The sequence below is a fragment of the uncultured Paracoccus sp. genome (assembly GCF_937873615.1).
Taxonomy (GTDB): Bacteria; Pseudomonadota; Alphaproteobacteria; order Rhodobacterales; family Rhodobacteraceae; genus Paracoccus.
In genome coordinates this window covers 81,932-100,877 of record NZ_CALMYP010000017.1, presented here as the reverse complement: position 1 = coordinate 100,877, position 18,946 = coordinate 81,932, and the positions used below count along the sequence as shown (strand labels likewise).

Sequence of the window (18,946 nt, the reverse complement as noted above, 5' to 3'; positions counted from 1 at the left end):
ATCTCAGCCGGCGGGCTTTTCGGCGGTTTCGGCCAGAGGTTTCTTTGCCTCGGGCTTTTCGGCAACCGGTTCGCTCACGGGCATCTTTTCCGAAAACACCGGCGAGGGTTCCGCCGGGGCGAGGGCCGGGGCCGGGGCCGGGGCAGGCTTCGCGGCCTCTGGCCGGGGCGGGGCCGGTTCGATTCGCGGCGTCGCGGTTTCAGCGGGGATATGGGCCGGGGCTGCGGCCTCTACCGCGCGGCGGAAGATCAGCAGGTTGTGGAACAGCGTCGTGCGCCCGGTCAGCCCGCTGCGCTCCTCGGAAGGCAGGGTTTCGGCGCGCAGATATTCCCAGCCGTTGACGGCCATCGAATTGATCGCCTCGGTCAGGGTCGCGGCATAGCGGTCGGCGGGGGTCTTGGCGCTTTTCGATTTCTCGCTGCGCATCGGGGCCGGGATCGCGATATATTGAAAACTGGACAAAGGCACATCCTCTTCGAAGGTCGGGCGAAGAATAGGCCGCTCGGCGCGGCCATGCCAAGCCCGCCTGCGCAGATTTTCGCCTGCCTTTCGGGTCAGGTTCGCCCGACCGGATGGCTATTCGGCGGAACCGCGCCGCCGGACGATCCGATCCGCGATCCACGAGCCTGCGAGCAACCCGATTTCCGCCTGAGCCAGCGACATCAGAAACAAGGCCGCAAGTGACAGAAGACCGAGCAGGAGGGCATCCTTGAAGAATCCGGTGATGGTTGTGATCACGATGGACCAGAAGCCGTCCGCCCAGTTCCGTTGCACGACCATGCCGTAGGGCAGCAGCATGATAACCAGAAAGACGAACAGGAATAAGAGCCAGGCCATGGCGCGACTGTAAGGATGACGCTCTCGCCATTTCGGGAAATGTCCCAGCCGTCGCCGCAAGACCATGCCAATGATCGCCGCCGCCAGAATCGGTGCCCCATAGAAAACCAGCTTCAAACCGGTTTCGGGAAGCGGAACGGCCTCGAATGCCACTGCCATGCAAAATGGCGCGGTCATCAGCAAATACAGCGCGGCAAGACGCCAGCGGTCAGTCTCTGTCACAGACCCAGCTTCTTCGCCACCAGATCGTTCACCGCCGCCGGGTTGGCCTTGCCGCTGGTGGCTTTCAGCACCTGTCCGACGAACCAGCCGGCCAGTTTCGGATTGGCCTTGGCCTTTTCGACCTGGGCCGGGTTGGCGGCGATGATCTCATCGACGGCGGCCTCGATGGCGCCCAGATCGGTGACCTGTTTCATGCCGCGCGCCTCGACGATCGCGGCCGGGTCGCCGCCCTCGGTCCAGACGATCTCGAACAGGTCCTTGGCGATCTTGCCCGAGATGTCGCCCTTGCCGATCAGGTCGATGATGCCGCCAAGCTGTGCGGCGCTGACGGGCGAGGTCTCGACGCTCAGACCTTCCTTGTTCAGCCGCCCGAACAGCTCGTTGATGACCCAGTTCGCGGAAATCTTGCCGTCGCGGCCCGCAGCCACGGCCTCGAAGTAATCGGCATTCTCGACCTCGGCGGTCAGCACGCCGGCATCGTATTCCGAAAGTCCCAGATCCTTGACGAAGCGGACCTTCTTCGCATCCGGCAGTTCCGGCATGGTGGCGTCGATCTGATCGACCCATGCCTGCTCGATTTCCAAGGGCAGCAGGTCGGGATCGGGGAAATAGCGATAGTCATGCGCCTCTTCCTTGGAGCGCATGGAATGCGTCTTGCCGTCATCCGGGTTATAGAGCCGGGTTTCCTGCACGATCTTGCCGCCATCCTCGATGATGCCGATCTGGCGGCGCGCCTCGTATTCGATGGCGGCCTGGATGAAGCGCAGCGAGTTCATGTTCTTGATCTCGCAGCGGGTGCCGAGCACGCCGAAATCGCCGGTTTCGATGAAGCGTTCGTAATCGCCGGGCTTGCAGACCGAGACGTTCACATCGGCGCGCAGGTTGCCGTTCTGCATATTGCCGTCGCAGGTGCCGAGATAGCGCATGATCTGACGCAGCTTCGACACATAAGCCGCCGCTTCCTCGGGGCCGCGAATGTCGGGGCGGCTGACGATTTCCATCAGCGCCACGCCGGTGCGGTTGAAGTCGATGAAGGACATGTTCGGGTCCATGTCATGGATCGACTTGCCGGCATCCTGTTCCAGATGAATGCGCTCGATACGGACCTTGCGGGCGACGCCCGGGCCCATGTCGACGATGATCTCGCCCTCGCCGACGATGGGGTGGTAAAGCTGGCTGATCTGATAGCCCTGCGGCAGGTCCGGGTAGAAATAGTTCTTGCGGTCGAAGGCGCTGAACAGGTTGATTTCGGCCTTCAGCCCCAGCCCGGTCTTCACCGCCTGGGCCACGCAATATTCGTTGATGACCGGCAGCATCCCCGGCATGGCCGCATCGACAAAAGCGACATTGCTGTTGGGTTCCGCCCCGAACGTGGTCGGTGCGCCGGAAAACAGCTTGGCGTTCGAGGAGACCTGGGCGTGAACCTCAAGCCCGATCACCAGCTCCCAGTCAGAGGTCGCACCGGCGATGGTTTTCGGTTCAGGCGCGGTGAATTCGAGATGATCGAGCATGGTCATGTCCTGTCTTGTCGCCCCGGTTTCTATGCCGGGCAGGGCGCGCGGGCAAGTGGTCGGGCCCGCAAGGTTCGGCTTGCGGGCCAATGTTTCCCAGTCGGATGGCGGCGCAAGCATGATGCGCCGCCTTTCCGCGCGTATGCCTCAGCGCAGTGCGGCGAGGATGCGCGCCCAGCTTCGCGCGCCCTTGGCGAAGCTTTCGACATCGTATTTCTCGTTCGGGGAATGGATGCGGTCGTCGTCTTTCGCGAAGCCGACCAGCATCGCATCCATGCCGAGGATGCGCTTGAAATCCCCGGCAATCGGGATCGAGCCGCCCATGCCGATGTAAACCGCCTCGCGACCCCATTCCTCTGAAAGCGCCTGTTTCGCCGCTGCGAAGCCCGGGTCCGACAGGTCCATGACAGCGGCGGGCGATCCGCCATGTTCGTGGAACTCGACCCGGCAATCGGCGGGGATGAAGCTCTGGACATGGGCGCGGAAGGCGCTGCGGATCTTCTCGGGGTCCTGCGTGCCGGTCAGGCGGAAGCTGACCTTGGCGCGGGCTTCGGCTGGCAGTACGGTCTTGAAGCCGTCGCCGGTATAGCCGCCGGAGATGCCATTGATTTCCGCCGTCGGCTGGTTCCAGACCATTTCCAGCGGTGTGCGGCCCTTTTCGCCGACGGGATATTTCAGCCCGACGCGCGACAGGAATTTCCCGGCATCGAAATCAAGCGCCTCCCAGTCGCGCCGCAGCGTGTCGGACAGTTCCTCCACGCCGTCATAGAAGCCGGGCAGGGTGACGCGGCCGTTTTCGTCCTTCAGCGCTGCCAGTGCATTGCAGAGGATCTGGATCGGGTTCGCGGCAAGCCCGCCGAAACTGCCCGAATGCAGATCCTGATTGGCGGCGTGAACCACGATCTCCTCGCCCACCAGACCGCGCAACTGGCTGGAAATCGCCGGGCGACCGTCCGAATAAAGCCCGGTGTCGCAGATCAGCGCCAGCGACTGCGACAACTCGTCGCGATTGGCTTCCAGGAAGGGGATGAGCGAGGGCGAACCGGATTCCTCCTCGCCCTCGAAAAGCAGGGTGAGCCCCGAGGGCAGTTCGCCATGGACCGCCTTCCAGGCCCGGCAGGCCTCGACAAAGGTCATCAACTGGCCCTTGTCGTCCGAGGCGCCACGCCCCCGGATGACGCGGCCATCGGGTGTGTCCTCGATGGCCGGCTCGAAGGGCGGGCGGGTCCAGAGATTCAGCGGATCGACCGGCTGCACATCGTAATGACCATAGAAAAGCAGCGTTCTTTCAGTGCCTTGCGGGGTCGAGGCGACAACCATCGGGTGCCCCGTGGTTTCGCGGATCTCGGCGGCGAAACCGAGGTTTCGCAATTCGTCGGTCAGCCAGGTCGCGGCATCGAGAACATCGCCGTCATGGGCCGGATCGGTCGAGATCGAGGGGATGCGCAGAAACCCCAGAAGACGGTCAAGCGCTGCGGGCAGGCCGGCATCGAGACGGTCGAGAATTTGGTCAAGCTTATGGTCGGTCATGGGTTTCCTGACTGTTTCACTTGGGATTAAAGCACGGAATTGTTTGGCATATCGGCGGAAATTCGCACTGTAACTTCGCGCAATTGACCCTTATCAATGTGAGGTCCGAGTGATTTGACATGATCGCCCCCAGCAAGCAAGGCAAGGGACCCCGCGATGGATTATGATGCAGCCCTCGATCAGGCTATCGGTAAGCTACACGAAGAAGGTCGTTACCGCACCTTTATCGATATCGAACGTCGCAAGGGCGCCTTTCCACATGCGGTCTGGACCCGGCCCGATGGCTCGGAACAGGAAATCACCGTCTGGTGCGGCAACGATTACCTTGGCATGGGCCAGCACCCGGTCGTGCTTGCCGCCATGCATGAGGCGCTGGATGCAACCGGCGCCGGCTCGGGCGGGACGCGCAACATTTCTGGCACCACGGTCTATCACAAGAAGCTGGAAGCCGAGCTGTCCGATCTGCACGGCAAGGAAGCCGCGCTTGTGTTCAGCAGCGCCTATATCGCCAATGACGCGACGCTTTCGACGCTGCGCAAGCTGTTCCCCGGCCTGATCATCTATTCCGATGCGCTGAACCACGCCTCGATGATCGAGGGGATCAAGCGCTTCGACGGTGCCAAGCGCATCTTTCGCCATAACGACCTCGATCATCTGCGCGAATTGCTGGAAGCCGACGACCCGCAGGCGCCGAAGCTGATCGCCTTCGAATCGATCTATTCGATGGACGGCGATTTCGGCCCCATTGCCGCGATCTGCGATCTGGCCGAGGAATTCGGCGCCCTGACCTATCTGGACGAAGTCCATGCCGTCGGCATGTATGGCCCCCGTGGCGGCGGCGTGGCCGAGCGCGACGGGCTGATGGACCGGATCGACATCTTCAACGGCACGCTCGGCAAGGCCTTCGGGGTTTTCGGCGGCTATATCGCGGCAAGCGCGAAGATGGTCGATGCCATCCGCTCCTATGCGCCGGGCTTCATCTTCACCACCTCGCTGCCGCCCGCCGTGGCGGCCGGGGCGGCGGCCTCGATCGCCTTCCTGAAGTCGGATGCGGGGCAGGAGCTGCGCGACATGCAGCAGCTTCATGCGAAGATCCTGAAGATGCGCCTGAAAGGGCTGGGAATGCCGATCATCGACCACGGCAGCCATATCGTGCCGGTCCATGTCGGCCATCCGGTGCATTGCAAGACGCTGTCGGACATGCTGCTGCGCGATTTCGGCGTTTATGTGCAGCCGATCAACTTCCCGACCGTGCCGCGTGGCACCGAAAGGCTGCGTTTCACGCCGTCGCCGGTGCATTCGCCCGACCAGATCGACGGTCTGGTGCACGCGATGGACGCGCTTTGGTCACAATGCCAGCTAAATCGCTCGGTTGCGGTTGCGTAAACCCCGATGCGGGGTGAACGTCTCTCGCCTCTGTGATAACCTTGCCTTAATCATACGATGCAGGTTTGCGATTCGCGGCTTGCGACAGGCAGGTTAATGTTAGGACGGGCGGAATGATCAGGCTGCCGGCAAAGGCTTCGGCAAAGCATGACGATATGGTGCTCGCGGGCGCCGATGCTGACGATTTCGAAATTCGTCTGGGCGATCTCATGCGGGGCGAGCGTGCGACGATGGGCAAGTCGCTGCTGGACGTGCAGCGAGAGTTGCGCATTCGCGCCAGCTATATCGCCGCGATCGAGAATTGCGACATCTCCGCCTTCGATGCGCCCAGTTTCATCTCGGGCTATGTGCGGTCCTATGCGCGCTATCTGAAGATGAACCCGGATATCGTCTTCGCGCGTTTCTGTGACGAATCGGGGTTCAAACCCCCGCATGGCATGTCGCCGGTCGCGTCGGGGCCGAAGCCGCAGCGCCGTCCTTCGGACCCGGCAGAGGCCCTGGCCAATCCGCGCGCGCTGTTCATTCCGCAGCCCGAGTCCTTCTGGTCTTCGGTAGAACCCCGCGCCATCGGCTCGGTCATGGTGCTGATCGCGCTTGTCGCGGGCCTTGGCTATGGCGGTTGGTCGGTGCTGCAGGAATTGCAGAAGGTCAATCTGACCCCCAGCGATCAGGCCCCCGGCGTGACCGCTGCGCTCGATCCGGTCGAGAGCACGGCACAGCCCGCTACGGAGGAAGTCGGCGATCTGGCGGTCAACCTGCCGCAACCAGAAGGCATCGACCGCATCTACAGGCCGCAAGTCCTTGAAATTCCGGTCCTGACGGCGCGGGACGGTCCCATTGCCTCGATTGATCCCGAACTGCCCACGGCTGAGGAACTGGCGGCGGTGGTGGCCCCTGCAAGCGGTGCCGCGCAAACGGTGGCGGGCGCGATGGCGCCGACCGTGCCACGCCAGATGGCGCTCGGGACCGATTACGGGCCGCAACTGCCGGCTGACCAGATGGCGGTACGCACCGTCGCCCCCGACGCCCCCGAGGTCGAAATCCTGGCCGTGCGCCCGTCCTGGGTGCGGGTGACTTCGGCCGATGGCACCGTGCTTCTGGAAAAGACCATGGATGCGGGCGAACGCTTCGCCATGCCGAAGCTGGAATCGCCGCCGATCCTGCGCGCGGGCAATTCCGGCGCGGTCTATTTCGCCGTCAATGGCCGCACCTATGGCCCGGCCGCGCCCGGCGCACAGGTGGTGAAGAACCTGGAGCTTTCGCCGGCCAACCTGACCGCGCGCTATGCCTTTGCCGATCTGTCGAAGGACGAGGACCTGCGAGAGATGATCTCGGTCGCCTCGGCCGAGCCGGCGATGATGCCGCTCGATGCCAGCATCGCCCAACCGGTGCCGCTCGGGCAATAAGCCCGGGCGCACGGTCGATCCCTACATGTAATCAGACTGTTGCTGGCGCATCCTCGACGATTCAGATCGCCGGGGAATGGCCGCTCTTTTCCATCTCATAGGCGTCTAGCATCCGCGCGATCATCCGCGTCAGCGGCCTTGCCCGAACCGGGATCGCCAGAGAGCCATCCGCGTCAAGCTGCACCATCTCGCCGAACCGCGCGGTAATGGGCGCGAACAGCGCCTTCAGCGCCTCATCGCCCATGCCGAAGCGGCGCGACATTTCGCCCGCGTCGATGCGGAAATCGCACATCAGCGCCTCGATCATGCGGGCGCGCCAATGGTCTTCGGCGGTGAAGGCATGGCCGCGCGTGACCGACAGCCGCCCGTCGCGGATCGCCTTCACATGGGCGCCGGTCGCCGGCGCGTTCTGGGCGATGCCCTGTGGATAGCGCGAGATCGACGAGGCGCCGATGCCCACCAGCACATCGGCCTGATCGTCGGTATAGCCCTGAAAGTTCCGCCGCATCAGCCCCGCCGCCTGCGCCTTTGCCAGCCCGTCATCGGGGCGGGCGAAATGGTCGATGCCGATCTCGGCATAGCCGTCGGCCATGAACAGGTCGCGGGCGGTGTTGAACAGCGCCAGCCGCGCCTCGGGCGAGGGCAGGGCCTCGGTCGGGATCAGCACCTGCCGCTTGGCCATCCAGGGCACATGGGCATAGCCGTAAAGCGCCACCCGGTCGGGCGACAGCGCCAGCAATTGCTGCACCGATTCCGCGATCCGGCGATTGTCCTGATGCGGCAGCCCGAACAGGATATCGGCATTGATGCTGGCAATCCCACGGGCGCGCAGCATCTCGACCGCCTTGGCGGTGACCTCGAAGCTCTGCTCGCGGCCGATGGTGGCCTGGATCTCTGGATCGAAATCCTGCACGCCGATGCTGGCGCGGGTCAGCCCGGCCTCAGCCAGGGCGTCCATGCGGGTGTCGTCGATCTCGTTCGGGTCGATCTCGACCGAAAACTCGGCCCCCTCCGCCAGCGGGAAGGCGTCGAAGACCGCAGCCGCCACCCGGCGCATGACATCGGGCGGCATCATCGTGGGGGTGCCGCCGCCCCAATGCAGCCGCGACAGCCGGACGCCGGGCGCAAGGCGCGATTTCAGCAGTTCCAGCTCGGCCAGCAGGGTCTCGGCATAGACCCGGACCGGATCGTCCGATTGCGTGCCCTGGGTGCGGCAGGCGCAGAACCAGCACAGCCGGCGGCAGAAGGGCACATGCATGTAAAGCGAGATCGCGCTGCCTGCCGGGATCGCCGCCTGCCAAGCCTCGACCTCGGCGGGACCGATGCCCGGTTTGAACTGCGTGGCCGGCGGATATGAGGTATAGCGCGGCACCCGTGCGTCAAACAGTCCCAGCCGCGCAAGTTGCGATTCGTGTTCCATCTGCGTAGGAATATGCGGCGAACAGGAAAACACATTGATGCAAGTCAAGGCCGCCATAGCTGAGTTCACCGCTGCCCCTTGCGGGCCCAGTTGCGTGACCTGTCCGATCCATGAACGGGCGGTCTGCGCGCGTTGCGACACGCGCTATCTCGAATGCCTCGAAACAGTGAAATACTATCGCCGTTATGAGGCCGGGCAGGTCGTCGTCTGGGCCGGGGACGAGATGGATTTCGTCGCCTCCATCGTACGGGGTGTGGCCACGCTGACGCGGATGCTGGACGACGGGCGCATCCAGATGGTCGGGCTGCTCATGCCCAGCGATTTTCTGGGCCGTCCCGGGCATCGCGTCGCCACCTATACGGTGACCGCGACCAGCGATCTGGAACTGTGCTGCTTCCGCCGCCAACCCTTCGAGAAGATGATGCGCGACGATCATCGCATTTCCTCGCGCCTTCTGGAAATGACGCTGGATGAGCTTGACGCGGCCCGCGAATGGCTGCTGCTTCTGGGGCGCAAATCGGCGCGCGAGAAGATCGCCTCGTTCCTGTCGATCCTGGCCCGGCGCCAGGCTGTGCTTGACGGTGAAGACCCGCAGGGCCGGATGCATCTGGAACTGCCGCTCAGCCGCGAGGCGATGTCGGATTACCTCGGCCTCACCATCGAGACGGTCAGCCGCCAGATGACGGCGCTGAAACGCGACGGGCTGATCGAGCTTTCGGGCAAGCGCGGCGTGATCCTGTCGGATTTCGACAGCCTGGTGCTGGAAGGCGGCACCGATGGCGATGCGGTGATGCTGAGCTGAGCCTTACTGCCAGCGCTGCATATTGGCCCGGATCGCCTCGATCCGCTTTTCCGTCACCGGATGCGACAGGAGCCAGGCCGGCGCGGCCGCACTCCGTCCCCCGGTCAGCCGGCCGAGCTTCTCGAACAGCGAAATCTGCGGGCCGGCGCCGATCCCCGATCTGATCAGCAGCGCGGTGGCGAAGCGGTCGGCCTCGAACTCGTCCGATTGCGACAGGCGCGCCGCCAGTGCCATGACGGCCAGGTTGATCAGCCAGGGGCCGATGAAGGGCAGGAAGCGGCCGATCGTCACCAGAAGCACGCTGCGGATGACATTCTGCCCGGCGAAGTCGATCAGCCGGCGCTTGGAATGGCCGTGGGCGACATGGCCCAATTCATGCGCAACGACGCCGGCAAGCTCCTCGGGGGTGACCTCGCCCTTGTCCATGCGCTCGATGAAGCCCCGGGTGATGAAGATGCGCCCGTCCGGGGCCGCCAGCCCGTTCACCATTGGCACCTCATAGACCTGCGCCCGGATTCGCGGCAGGTCCATCGCCGCGCCCAGCCGGTCCAGAAGCGGGTTCAGCCGGGCATCGTCGAGCGGCGTCGAATGCGCGGCCATCTCGCGTTTCAGCCGCCAGACCGAGAAGAACCACATGGCCAGCGTATAGGCGAGGATGAGCAGGAGGGGCAGGAATTTCAGCATGTGACAGATGTGGCGCGAGTCGGCCCGGCGATCAAGCCGCCTGGCAACTCGGCACAGGTATTTGAGCACCGAAGATGGGGCTCTTCGGTGTAAAAATACCTGTCGCAGCGCTGTTTGCGGGTGCGGCCTCAGCCAAGGATGCGCATCGCCTGCGTCAACCCTTCCAGCGTCAGCGGCATCATCCGGTTCTCGAAGACGGTGCCGATCATGCCGATGGATTGGGTATGGCGCCAGTGCTGGCGGGCGACCGGGTTCAGCCAGACATGGTCGGGCCAGGTTTCGGTCGCGCGGCGCAGCCATAATTCGCCCGGCTCGGGGTTCCAGTGCTCGTTCGCACCGCCCGGCACCGCGATCTCGTAGGGCGACATCGAGGCATCGCCGACGAAGATGCATTTATAGTCGCGCCCGTAACGGTGCAGGATGTCCCATGTCGGCGTGGTCTCGGTCCAGCGGCGGCGGCTGTCCTTCCAGACCGCCTCGTAAAGGCAGTTATGGAAGAAGAAATGCTCCATATGCTTGAACTCGGCGCGGGCGGCGCTGAACAGCTCGTCAACGACGCGGATATGGTCGTCCATGCTGCCGCCCACGTCGAGAAACAGCAGCACCTTCACCGCATTGCGCCGCTCGGGCCGGGTCTGCACGTCGATATAGCCGTGGTCCGCAGTGGCGCGGATGGTGGCGGGCAGGTCCAGTTCCTCGGCCGCGCCATGGCGCGCCCATTGCCGCAGGCGTTTCAGCGCCACCTTGATATTGCGGGTGCCAAGTTCGACGCTGTCGTCGAAATCGCGGAACTCGCGCTTGTCCCAGACCTTCGCCGCCCGGCGGTGGCGGCTTTCGTTCTGCCCGATCCGCACCCCTTCCGGGTTATAGCCATTAGCCCCGAAGGGCGAGGTGCCGCCCGTGCCGATCCATTTGCTGCCGCCCTGATGGCGGCCCTGCTGTTCGGCCAGACGCGCGCGCAGCTTTTCCATCAGCGCCTCGAAACTGCCCGATGCCGCGATTTCGGCCTTTTCGGCCTCGGTCAGCAGCTTCTCGGCCAGTTTCTCCAGCCATTCGCGGGGCAGTTCGGCCTGATCCAGCAGCGCCTCGACCGGGACCTGTTCGAGACCGGCGAAGGCCTCGGCGAAGGCGCGGTCGAAGCGGTCCAGATGGCGTTCGTCCTTCACCAGCGAGAGGCGGGCGAAGTGATAGAAATCCTCGGTATTCTGTCCCGTCACCCCGGCGGCCATCCCGCCCAGCAGATCGAGATATTCCCGAAGGCTGACCGGCACGCCATGACGGCGCAGGCTGTCGAGGAAGGGGCGAAACATCAGGCCATGCGGTCGATGAGGATGGTGGCGAACAGTCCGACCAGCATGAAGGCCAGCATATGCGCCAAGGCCCATTGCACGCGGTCCTTGCGGTTGCCGCCGGCGCGCCCGGCGCGCATCCAGCCAAGGGCGAGGCCGAGGATGGCAAGGGCAATGACGATCATCAATTCTCTCCGCTGGCGGGCTGGGCTTCGGTGGTGTCTGGTGCGGTGGGTTCTGCCGGCGGCGCTTCGGGTTCGGCGGGCGTGTCGGCCTCAGCCGGAAGTGCCGGGACCGGGTTTTCCTGCACGGGCAGGGGGACGGCTTCGGTCGGCTCGGTGGCCGCTTCTGCCGGGGCAGGCGCTTCCTCGGGCGCCGGGCCTTCGGTCGCGACCGGGCCGGGGCGGCTCAGCCGGTTCTGATCCCATTCGCCGGATGCGACCTGCCCGGTGGCATAGCGCATGACCCCCTGGCCCTGCCGCTTTCCGGCGGCGAAATGGCCGGTATAGGTGTCGCCGGTGGCATAGGTGGCGACGCCTTCGCCGTCGATCTCGCCATCCTTCCAGCCGCCTTCATAGATGAAGCCGTCCGGCGTGGTCAGCTTGCCCTGACCGGCGCGCAGCCCGCCGGCGAATTCGCCGGTATAGACGGTGCCGTCGGGATAGGTCGCCTGACCGCGCCCGTCGCGCTCGCCATTCTTCCATTCGCCGTTATAGACATAGCCGTCGGGATAGGTCATGCGGCCCTGACCGTCGATGCGGGCCTCGCGGAAGCTGCCCTCGTAGACCATGCCATTGGCATAGGCGGCCCGGCCCTGACCCTGGATCACGCCAGCCACCCAGTCGCCGTCATAGGTGGCGCCGTCGGGATAGGTGATCAGCCCGCGCCCGTCGGGCTGGTCGGCGGCCATCTGGCCCTGATAGACCGAGCCGTCGGGATAGGTGATGCGGCCCTCGCCCTGCATCTGCCCGGCGGCCCATTGCCCGGCATAGACATAGCCGTCGGTGCCGGTGAAGGTGCCGGTGCCGTCGCGGCGGTCGTCGCGGAACTGGCCGTCATAGACATCGCCATTGGCATAGGTGGCGCGGCCCTGACCCTCGCGCTTGCCGGCCCGCATCTCGCCCTCGTAGCGGTCGCCGGATTGCTGGATCAGCGCGCCCCGGCCCGACATCTGCCCGGCCTCCCAGGTGCCGTCATAGGAAAGCCCGTCGGGCATGGTCAGCTTGCCGCGCCCGGCGCGCTGCCCGGCCAGCATCTGGCCCTCATAGCTGGCGCCGTCGGGATAGGTGATGCGGCCCATGCCCTCCTTGACGCCCTTCACCCAGTCGCCGTCATAGCGATAGCCGTTCGGTTGGCTCAGCACGCCCTTGCCGTGATGCATGGCATTCTGGAAGCCGCCCTCGTAGCTGGCGCCATTGGCATATTGCGCCACGCCCTGACCGGTGATCTGGCCGTCCACCCAGTCGCCTTCGTAGGTGCCGCCATCGGCATAGGTGATCTTGCCGCGACCGTTCGGCTTGCCCTTGGCAAAGCTGCCCTCATAGATCGAACCGTTGGGGAATTTGGCCCGGCCCTGGCCCAGAATTTCGCCCTCGACCCAGTCGCCATCATATTCATAGCCCGAGGGCAGGGTGTACGTGCCGCGCCCATGCTGCAACCCGTTGCGGAAGGTGCCGGTATAGACCCCGCCATCGTCATAGGGCTTGGTGACCACATTGGCCGCCTGCTCGGTATTGTCCTGTGCCATGGCCGGCATTGCCACCGCCAGAGCTGCTGCCACGAGAGCTGCTTTCATGCCCGACTCCGTTCTTTGGCCCCCCGTTTAGCCGAGAAGGAACCGCAGCGCAAAGCCTGCCGTTCCCCTTCGCCGCGCGCTGCGCTATGGCTGGCGCAAGCAGAACGAGGGACCGGACATGACCGACAGTATCCGTATCACGCTTGCCCAGCTAAACCCGACGCTGGGGGATCTGGAAGGCAATGCCGCCAAGGCGCGCTCGGCCTGGGAAAAGGGCCGCGATGCCGGGGCCGATTTCGTCGTCCTGCCCGAGATGTTCATCACCGGCTATCAGACTCAGGACCTGGTGCTGAAGAAGGGATTCGTCGCCCATGCCGTGGCCCAGGTCGAGGCTCTGGCGCGCGAATGCGCCGATGGCCCGGCGCTTGGCATCGGCACCCCCTGGGCGCAGGATGGCAAGCTTTACAACGCCTTCTTCGTCTGCGAGGGCGGAAAGGTCGTGGCACGCGTCCTGAAACACGAACTGCCCCACAAGCAGCTTTTCGACGAGATGCGGCTTTTCGACGAGGGCCCGATCTCTGGCCCCTACAGCATCAAGGGCGTGCGCATCGGATCGCCGATCTGCGAGGATGCCTGGTGGCCCGACGTGGCCGAGGCGCTGCAGGAATCGGGGGCGGAAATCCTGATCGTGCCCAATGGCAGCCCCTATCATCGCAACAAGCTGGACCTGCGCATGGGCCATATGGTCGCCCGCGTGGTCGAGAACCGGCTGCCGCTCGTCTATCTGAACTCGGTCGGGGGGCAGGACGACCAGATCTATGACGGGGCCAGTTTCGTTCTGAACCCCGGCCCCGATGGCGGTGCCGAAAAGGTGGTGCAGTTCGCCCCTTTCGACGAGGTGATCGAGCATGTCGATTTCATCCGCACCGAAGCCGGTTGGCGGGCGAAACCCGGGCAGATGGCGGATCAGCCCGATGAGTGGGAACAGGATTACCGCGCCATGATGACCGGCCTGCGCGATTATCTGCGCAAGTCGGGCTTTCGCAAGGTGGTGCTGGGCATGTCGGGCGGCATCGATTCGGCGCTTGTCGCGACCATCGCCTCGGATGCGGTCGGGCCGGAGAACGTGCGCTGCGTGATGCTGCCCTCGGAATATACCTCGCAGGCCAGCCTCGACGATGCCGCCGATTGCGCGACCCGGCTGGGCGTGCGGCTGGACACGGTGAAGATCGACGGCGCCCGCGACGCGGTCTCGGGCGCATTGGCGCATCTGATGGAGGGCACCAAGCCCGACGTGACCGAGGAAAATATCCAGTCCCGCCTGCGCGGGGTGATGCTGATGGCGCTGTCGAACAAGTTCGGCGAGATGCTGCTGACCACCGGCAACAAGTCCGAGGTCGCGGTCGGTTACGCCACCATCTATGGCGACATGGCCGGCGGCTATAACCCGATCAAGGACCTGTACAAGACCCGCGTCTTCGAGACCTGCCGCTGGCGCAATGCCAATCATCGTGGCTGGATGATGGGCAGGACGGGCGAGGTGATCCCGCCCCGGATCATCACCAAGCCGCCAAGCGCCGAATTGCGCCCCGACCAGAAGGACAGCGATTCGCTGCCGCCCTATGACGTGCTCGACCAGATCCTGTTCGGGCTGGTGGAGGAAGACCTGTCGCTGAAGGAACTGGTCGCGCGCGGCTTCGACGCGGCGACGGTGAAGAAGGTCGAATGGCTGCTTCTGAACAGCGAATGGAAGCGCTATCAGGCCGCGCCCGGGCCGCGCATCTCGACCAGGGCCTTCTGGCTCGACCGTCGCTATCCGCTGGTCAACCGCTGGCGGGACGAGCTTTGAGCCTGATGATTGCGGTGTGAGCTGCTCTCGTGCGGCGAATGCTGCGGGAAAGGCCGCCGGGCAAAAGGGGCACGTTTCCCAGACCGTGCGGTTCAAAAAGCAAACGCGCCGAAGGAGGATCGGCGCGTTTGACGATTTGATACGGCGGCGAGTTGCGCCGAAGACCGACCTATTCCGGCAGCACCCGGACCGCGCCCTTGTCCGCACTCGCCGCGAAGGCGGCATAGGCTTTCAGCGCGGTGGTGACGTTGCGCTTGCGCTTCTCGGCCGGTTTCCAGCCCAGCCTGTCCTGCTCGGCGCGGCGGGTGGCCAGTTCGGCCTCGGGGACGGCCAGGTGGATGGTTCGGTTCGGGATGTCGATCTCGATCCGGTCGCCGTCGCGGACAAGGCCGATCATGCCGCCCTGCGCCGCCTCGGGCGAGGCATGGCCGATGGAGAGGCCCGAGGTGCCGCCCGAAAAACGCCCGTCGGTGACAAGCGCGCAGGCTTTGCCCAAGCCCTTCGATTTCAGGTAGCTGGTCGGATAAAGCATCTCCTGCATCCCCGGCCCGCCTTTGGGGCCTTCGTAGCGGATGACGACCACGTCGCCCTCCTTGACCTTGCCGGTCAGGATGCCGCTGACCGCCGCGTCCTGGCTTTCATAGACGACCGCCGGGCCGGCGAAGACCAGGATGGAATCGTCCACGCCCGCCGTCTTCACGATGCAGCCATCCAGCGCGATATTGCCCTTCAGCACCGCCAGCCCGCCATCGGCCGAAAACGGCGAATTCACCGAACGGATCACCCCGCCCTGACGGTCGAGATCGAGTGCATCCCACCGCTTGTCCTGCGAAAACGCGACCTGCGACGGCACACCGCCGGGGGCCGCGGAATAGAACTTGTGCACGGCGGCGTCCTCGGTCCGCGAGATGTCCCATTGGTCGATGGCCTCGCCAAGCGTCGGCGCATGGACGGTGGGGCTGTCGCGATGGATCAGCCCGCCGCGTTCCAACTGCCCGAGGATCGCCATGATGCCGCCGGCGCGGTGGACATCCTCCATATGCACGTCCTGCTTGGCCGGCGCGACCTTGGACAGGCACGGCACCTTGCGCGACAGCGCGTCGATATCGTCCATGTCGAAATCGATCCCGCCCTCATGCGCGGCGGCAAGGATATGGAGCACGGTATTGGTGGAGCCGCCCATGGCGATATCCAGCGACATGGCGTTCTCGAACGCCTTCTTGTTGGCGACATTGCGCGGCAGGATGCTGGTATCCTCCTGCTCATAGTAGCGCCGGGCGAGGCCGACGATGCGCTGACCGGCCTCCTCGAACAGGCGTTGGCGGTCGGCATGGGTGGCGAGGGTCGAGCCATTGCCGGGCAGCGACAGGCCAAGCGCCTCGGTCAGGCAGTTCATCGAATTGGCGGTGAACATGCCGGAACAGGACCCGCAGGTCGGGCAGGCGGAACGCTCGATGGTGGCCACGTCCTCGTCGCTGACCTTGTCATCGGCGGCGGCGACCATGGCATCGACCAGATCGAGCGCATGCAGCTTGCCGTCCTGCAGCACGACCTTGCCGGCCTCCATCGGGCCGCCCGAGACGAAGATCGCGGGAATGTTCAGCCGCATTGCCGCGTTCAGCATACCCGGGGTGATCTTGTCGCAATTCGAGATGCAGACCATGGCATCGGCGCAATGGGCGTTGACCATGTATTCGACGCTGTCGGCGATGATCTCGCGCGAGGGCAGGGAATAGAGCATCCCGTCATGGCCCATGGCGATGCCGTCATCGACGGCGATGGTGTTGAATTCCTTGGCGACGCCGCCGGCCTTCTCGACCTCGCGCGCGACAAGCTGGCCCAGATCCTTCAGATGGACATGGCCGGGCACGAATTGGGTGAAACTGTTGACGATGGCGATGATCGGCTTGCCGAAATCGCCGTCCGTCATGCCGGTGGCGCGCCAGAGCCCGCGCGCGCCCGCCATATTGCGGCCATGGGTCGAGGTGCGGGAACGATAGGCGGGCATGGGCAATTCCTTCCGATTGGCAAGACGGGCATGATGAGATGCCCGCCAGCGGCTACGGCTGCCACATCTAGCGCCTTTCTTCGGGCATCGCCAGAAGCCGATTGCATTTCCCGTTTCGTCGCCGAGAGGTGCCGGGCGGAAAGCCCTTGTGCCCGGCTGGTCCTAGCGATCCCCTTCCTCGGACCGGATCACCAGGAAGCGGGCGCGGCGTTCCTCTGGTGTGATCCCGGCTGGTGGGGGGGCGCTGTCGCGCGGATCTCTCCGGGGGTTCGGGGGACGCCACGGCGCGGGCTCCTCGGCGAAGCCGCCGGGGCTGGGGAAAAGCGGTGCCGCCCCTTCGATCACCGGAAAGACCGAATCGCTCAGGATATCGAAGCGCCGCGGGCCGCGTCCGACCTCGCCCCTGGTGACCAGGCAGCCGAGCGCGCGGGTGATGTCGCCCAGATCGGATTTCAGCGGCAGCAGAAGCAGCGTTCCATCAAGCGGTGGCCGTCCATAGGCAGGATGGGAGTGCATGGCGATCTCGGCGATCTGCGGACCCTTGAACACGGTTTCCAGAACATCAGACAGGCGCCCCCGGCTGTCAGGGTTGAGGAAAGAGCAGATCGGCATCCCGCGCACTTCCATTCCCATCAGGTCCACCAGATGCCGCCCGGCCAGACGAAACCGGGCCGCACCCGGCGCGATGCGTTCAAGGATGAAGGCATAGTCGAGCGCGGCGCGGATGCCCTGCGGTTCGACATCGGCGCGGTCGGGCACGGCGCGACCCCGGCGCAAGTCCTGCCAATAGCTGCGCATCTCGCTGACGATCCGCACAGAGTTGGGGGCAGCAATGGCGGTCAATTGCAGGATTTCTGCGCCCCGATCCTGTTGCGGAGGTGCAGTCAGTTCGGCCCCGGCCGGGTGGGTATCGTCGATATCGTCACTCATCAAGTTCAACCTAAGGCAGATCCGGGCTCTCGGGCAATCTTTTCCGATAGCGGTCCGCCGGGGTGCTGTCATACCCTATCCTTACGCGCTGGAAATGCAGGATTTCGGCAATTGGTTAAGCGCGGAGGCTTGATTCTCCCCGGCGCTCGCGGGCAAAAGCGCGCAAGACACAAGGGGAACCGCATGGACCGGACCGGGCTTCTGATCATTCTCTCCTCGCCCTCCGGGGCCGGGAAGTCGACGCTGGCGCGGCGGCTGATCGACTGGGATCCGACGCTGTCCTTCTCGGTCTCGGCGACGACGCGCAGCCCGCGCCCGGGCGAGGTGGACGGCCAGCATTACCATTTCATCGCCCGCGACGACTTCGCCCGCATGGCCGGTTCCGGCGACATGCTGGAACATGCCGAGGTCTTCGGGAACCTTTACGGCACCCCGCGCGCACCGGTCGAGGCCGCGATGCAGGCCGGACGTGACACGCTCTTCGACGTGGACTGGCAGGGCGGCCAGCAGATCCGGGCCTCGGTGCTGGGGCCGCATGTGGTCTCGATCTTCATCCTGCCGCCCTCGCTACCCGAACTCGAACGGCGGCTGATCTCTCGCGGGCAGGACGCGCCCGAGGTGATCGCCGGGCGGATGGCGAAAAGCCGCGACGAGATTTCGCATTGGGCGGAATATGACTATGTGCTGGTCAATGACGATCTTGAGGCCAGCTTCCAGCGCCTGATCGCGATCCTGACGGCCGAAAGGCTGCGGCGCGAGCGGCAGAAAAGTCTGGGCGGTTTCGTGAAATCGCTGATGGAGGGAGGAGAAAGCGCATGATCTGGGAACTCGACGGGGTACGCCCCGAAATCGCGGAGGATGCCTGGGTGGCGCCGGATGCACAGATCATCGGCAAGGTGGTCATCGAGCCGGGGGCGAGCGTCTGGTGGGGCGCCGTCCTACGCGGCGATAACGAGGAGATCCGCATCGGGCGCGGCTCCAACGTGCAGGATCTCTGCTGTCTGCACACCGATCCGGGCTTTCCGCTGCTGATCGGCGAGAATGTGACCGTCGGCCATCGCGCGATGCTGCATGGCTGCCGGATCGGTGCGGCCTCGCTGATCGGCATGGGTGCCACGGTGCTGAACGGTGCGCGGATCGGGTCCGGCAGCCTGATCGGGGCGGCCGCGCTGATTTCCGAGAAGAAGGAGATCCCCGACCGGGTGCTGGTCATGGGCGCGCCCGGCCGCGTCGTGCGCGAGATCGACGATGCCGGCTATGCCGATCTTCTGGAATCGGCGCGGCGCTATCAGCAGAACGGGGCGCGGTTCCGCGCCGGGCTGAAACAGGTCGGCTAG

17 protein-coding genes are annotated in these 18,946 nt (G+C 64.9%); 6 read left to right on the top strand and 11 right to left on the bottom strand.

The genetic code is table 11. The features are described from left to right. Positions 1–3: 3 nt before the first annotated feature. The 4 genes from Q0330_RS05430 to Q0330_RS05415 form a co-directional block, all read right to left on the bottom strand. Entirely contained in the window at positions 4–462 is a 459-nt protein-coding gene (locus Q0330_RS05430; RefSeq protein ID WP_299475604.1) for a DUF4177 domain-containing protein, read from the bottom strand. A 114-nt stretch (positions 463–576) separates the two neighbouring features. Further along, positions 577–1,059 carry a hypothetical protein gene (locus Q0330_RS05425; protein WP_299475601.1) on the bottom strand — a complete coding sequence of 161 codons (483 nt, stop codon included), beginning with the start codon at positions 1,057–1,059 and terminating at the stop codon, positions 577–579. After that, a complete protein-coding gene (gene gatB, locus Q0330_RS05420) occupies positions 1,056–2,570 on the bottom strand; it encodes an Asp-tRNA(Asn)/Glu-tRNA(Gln) amidotransferase subunit GatB (protein ID WP_299476075.1) in 1,515 nt (504 codons plus the stop codon). Before gatB ends, Q0330_RS05425 begins: the two co-directional genes overlap by 4 nt. Before the next feature lie 147 nt (positions 2,571–2,717). Beyond that, positions 2,718–4,100 carry a dipeptidase gene (locus tag Q0330_RS05415; protein WP_299475598.1) on the bottom strand — a complete coding sequence of 461 codons (1,383 nt, stop codon included), beginning with the start codon at positions 4,098–4,100 and terminating at the stop codon, positions 2,718–2,720. A 156-nt stretch (positions 4,101–4,256) separates the two neighbouring features. Here Q0330_RS05415 and hemA point away from each other — a divergent pair, with 156 nt between their 5' ends. After that, a complete protein-coding gene (hemA, locus tag Q0330_RS05410) occupies positions 4,257–5,486 on the top strand; it encodes a 5-aminolevulinate synthase (RefSeq protein ID WP_299475595.1) in 1,230 nt (409 codons plus the stop codon). Between the two features lie 155 nt (positions 5,487–5,641). Further along, positions 5,642–6,892, top strand: a complete 1,251-nt coding sequence (locus Q0330_RS05405) for a helix-turn-helix domain-containing protein (protein ID WP_299476072.1) — start codon at positions 5,642–5,644, stop codon at positions 6,890–6,892. A gap of 61 nt (positions 6,893–6,953) precedes the next feature. Here the strand turns inward: Q0330_RS05405 and hemN are convergent, their stop codons facing one another. Beyond that, entirely contained in the window at positions 6,954–8,312 is a 1,359-nt protein-coding gene (gene hemN, locus Q0330_RS05400) for an oxygen-independent coproporphyrinogen III oxidase (RefSeq protein WP_299475592.1), read from the bottom strand. Positions 8,313–8,349: 37 nt separating this feature from the next. Between hemN and fnrL the strand changes: the two genes are divergently transcribed. Continuing rightward, positions 8,350–9,114, top strand: coding sequence for a transcriptional regulator FnrL (gene fnrL, locus Q0330_RS05395; RefSeq protein ID WP_299475589.1), 765 nt, complete (start codon positions 8,350–8,352; stop codon positions 9,112–9,114). A 3-nt stretch (positions 9,115–9,117) separates the two neighbouring features. On the opposite strand, the gene Q0330_RS05390 is transcribed toward fnrL, so the two are convergent. From Q0330_RS05390 to Q0330_RS05375, 4 genes are all read right to left on the bottom strand, one after another. Next, a complete protein-coding gene (locus tag Q0330_RS05390; protein WP_299475586.1) occupies positions 9,118–9,798 on the bottom strand; it encodes a M48 family metallopeptidase in 681 nt (226 codons plus the stop codon). A gap of 128 nt (positions 9,799–9,926) precedes the next feature. Next, entirely contained in the window at positions 9,927–11,108 is a 1,182-nt protein-coding gene (locus Q0330_RS05385) for a VWA domain-containing protein (protein WP_299475583.1), read from the bottom strand. Beyond that, the gene (locus tag Q0330_RS05380) at positions 11,108–11,272 is read right to left on the bottom strand and encodes a hypothetical protein (RefSeq protein WP_299475580.1); all 165 of its coding nucleotides are present in this window, start codon (positions 11,270–11,272) and stop codon (positions 11,108–11,110) included. The genes Q0330_RS05385 and Q0330_RS05380 overlap by 1 nt, the downstream gene beginning before the upstream one ends. Next, entirely contained in the window at positions 11,272–12,843 is a 1,572-nt protein-coding gene (locus Q0330_RS05375) for a 2-isopropylmalate synthase (protein ID WP_299476069.1), read from the bottom strand. Before Q0330_RS05375 ends, Q0330_RS05380 begins: the two co-directional genes overlap by 1 nt. Before the next feature lie 157 nt (positions 12,844–13,000). On the opposite strand from Q0330_RS05375, the gene Q0330_RS05370 reads away from it, so the two are divergent. Further along, a complete protein-coding gene (locus Q0330_RS05370; protein ID WP_299475577.1) occupies positions 13,001–14,671 on the top strand; it encodes an NAD+ synthase in 1,671 nt (556 codons plus the stop codon). A 169-nt stretch (positions 14,672–14,840) separates the two neighbouring features. Here Q0330_RS05370 and ilvD read toward each other — a convergent pair whose 3' ends face one another. Both ilvD and Q0330_RS05360 read right to left on the bottom strand, forming a co-directional pair. Further along, positions 14,841–16,679, bottom strand: a complete 1,839-nt coding sequence (ilvD, locus tag Q0330_RS05365) for a dihydroxy-acid dehydratase (protein ID WP_299475573.1) — start codon at positions 16,677–16,679, stop codon at positions 14,841–14,843. Positions 16,680–16,841: 162 nt separating this feature from the next. Further along, positions 16,842–17,609, bottom strand: a complete 768-nt coding sequence (locus Q0330_RS05360) for a PAS domain-containing protein (RefSeq protein WP_299475570.1) — start codon at positions 17,607–17,609, stop codon at positions 16,842–16,844. A gap of 183 nt (positions 17,610–17,792) precedes the next feature. Here Q0330_RS05360 and gmk point away from each other — a divergent pair, with 183 nt between their 5' ends. After that, complete coding sequence (gene gmk, locus Q0330_RS05355) at positions 17,793–18,428, top strand: guanylate kinase (protein WP_299475567.1); 636 nt, start codon at positions 17,793–17,795, stop codon at positions 18,426–18,428. Further along, complete coding sequence (locus tag Q0330_RS05350) at positions 18,425–18,946, top strand: gamma carbonic anhydrase family protein (protein WP_299475564.1); 522 nt, start codon at positions 18,425–18,427, stop codon at positions 18,944–18,946. Before gmk ends, Q0330_RS05350 begins: the two co-directional genes overlap by 4 nt.

Excerpts from the sequence above, each read along its gene's own strand:
- Q0330_RS05380 (WP_299475580.1), bottom strand. The coding sequence starts at position 11,272 with ATGATCGTCATTGCCCTTGCCATCCTCGGCCTCGCCCTTGGCTGGATG.
- ilvD (WP_299475573.1), bottom strand. The coding sequence starts at position 16,679 with ATGCCCGCCTATCGTTCCCGCACCTCGACCCATGGCCGCAATATGGCG.
- Q0330_RS05370 (WP_299475577.1), top strand. The coding sequence starts at position 13,001 with ATGACCGACAGTATCCGTATCACGCTTGCCCAGCTAAACCCGACGCTG.
- Q0330_RS05405 (WP_299476072.1), top strand. The coding sequence starts at position 5,642 with ATGGTGCTCGCGGGCGCCGATGCTGACGATTTCGAAATTCGTCTGGGC.
- Q0330_RS05360 (WP_299475570.1), bottom strand. The coding sequence starts at position 17,609 with ATGAGTGACGATATCGACGATACCCACCCGGCCGGGGCCGAACTGACT.
- Q0330_RS05390 (WP_299475586.1), bottom strand. The coding sequence starts at position 9,798 with ATGCTGAAATTCCTGCCCCTCCTGCTCATCCTCGCCTATACGCTGGCC.
- hemN (WP_299475592.1), bottom strand. The coding sequence starts at position 8,312 with ATGGAACACGAATCGCAACTTGCGCGGCTGGGACTGTTTGACGCACGG.
- gatB (WP_299476075.1), bottom strand. The coding sequence starts at position 2,570 with ATGCTCGATCATCTCGAATTCACCGCGCCTGAACCGAAAACCATCGCC.
- Q0330_RS05375 (WP_299476069.1), bottom strand. The coding sequence starts at position 12,843 with ATGCCGGCCATGGCACAGGACAATACCGAGCAGGCGGCCAATGTGGTC.
- Q0330_RS05415 (WP_299475598.1), bottom strand. The coding sequence starts at position 4,100 with ATGACCGACCATAAGCTTGACCAAATTCTCGACCGTCTCGATGCCGGC.
- Q0330_RS05385 (WP_299475583.1), bottom strand. The coding sequence starts at position 11,108 with ATGTTTCGCCCCTTCCTCGACAGCCTGCGCCGTCATGGCGTGCCGGTC.
- gmk (WP_299475567.1), top strand. The coding sequence starts at position 17,793 with ATGGACCGGACCGGGCTTCTGATCATTCTCTCCTCGCCCTCCGGGGCC.
- fnrL (WP_299475589.1), top strand. The coding sequence starts at position 8,350 with ATGCAAGTCAAGGCCGCCATAGCTGAGTTCACCGCTGCCCCTTGCGGG.
- Q0330_RS05350 (WP_299475564.1), top strand. The coding sequence starts at position 18,425 with ATGATCTGGGAACTCGACGGGGTACGCCCCGAAATCGCGGAGGATGCC.
- hemA (WP_299475595.1), top strand. The coding sequence starts at position 4,257 with ATGGATTATGATGCAGCCCTCGATCAGGCTATCGGTAAGCTACACGAA.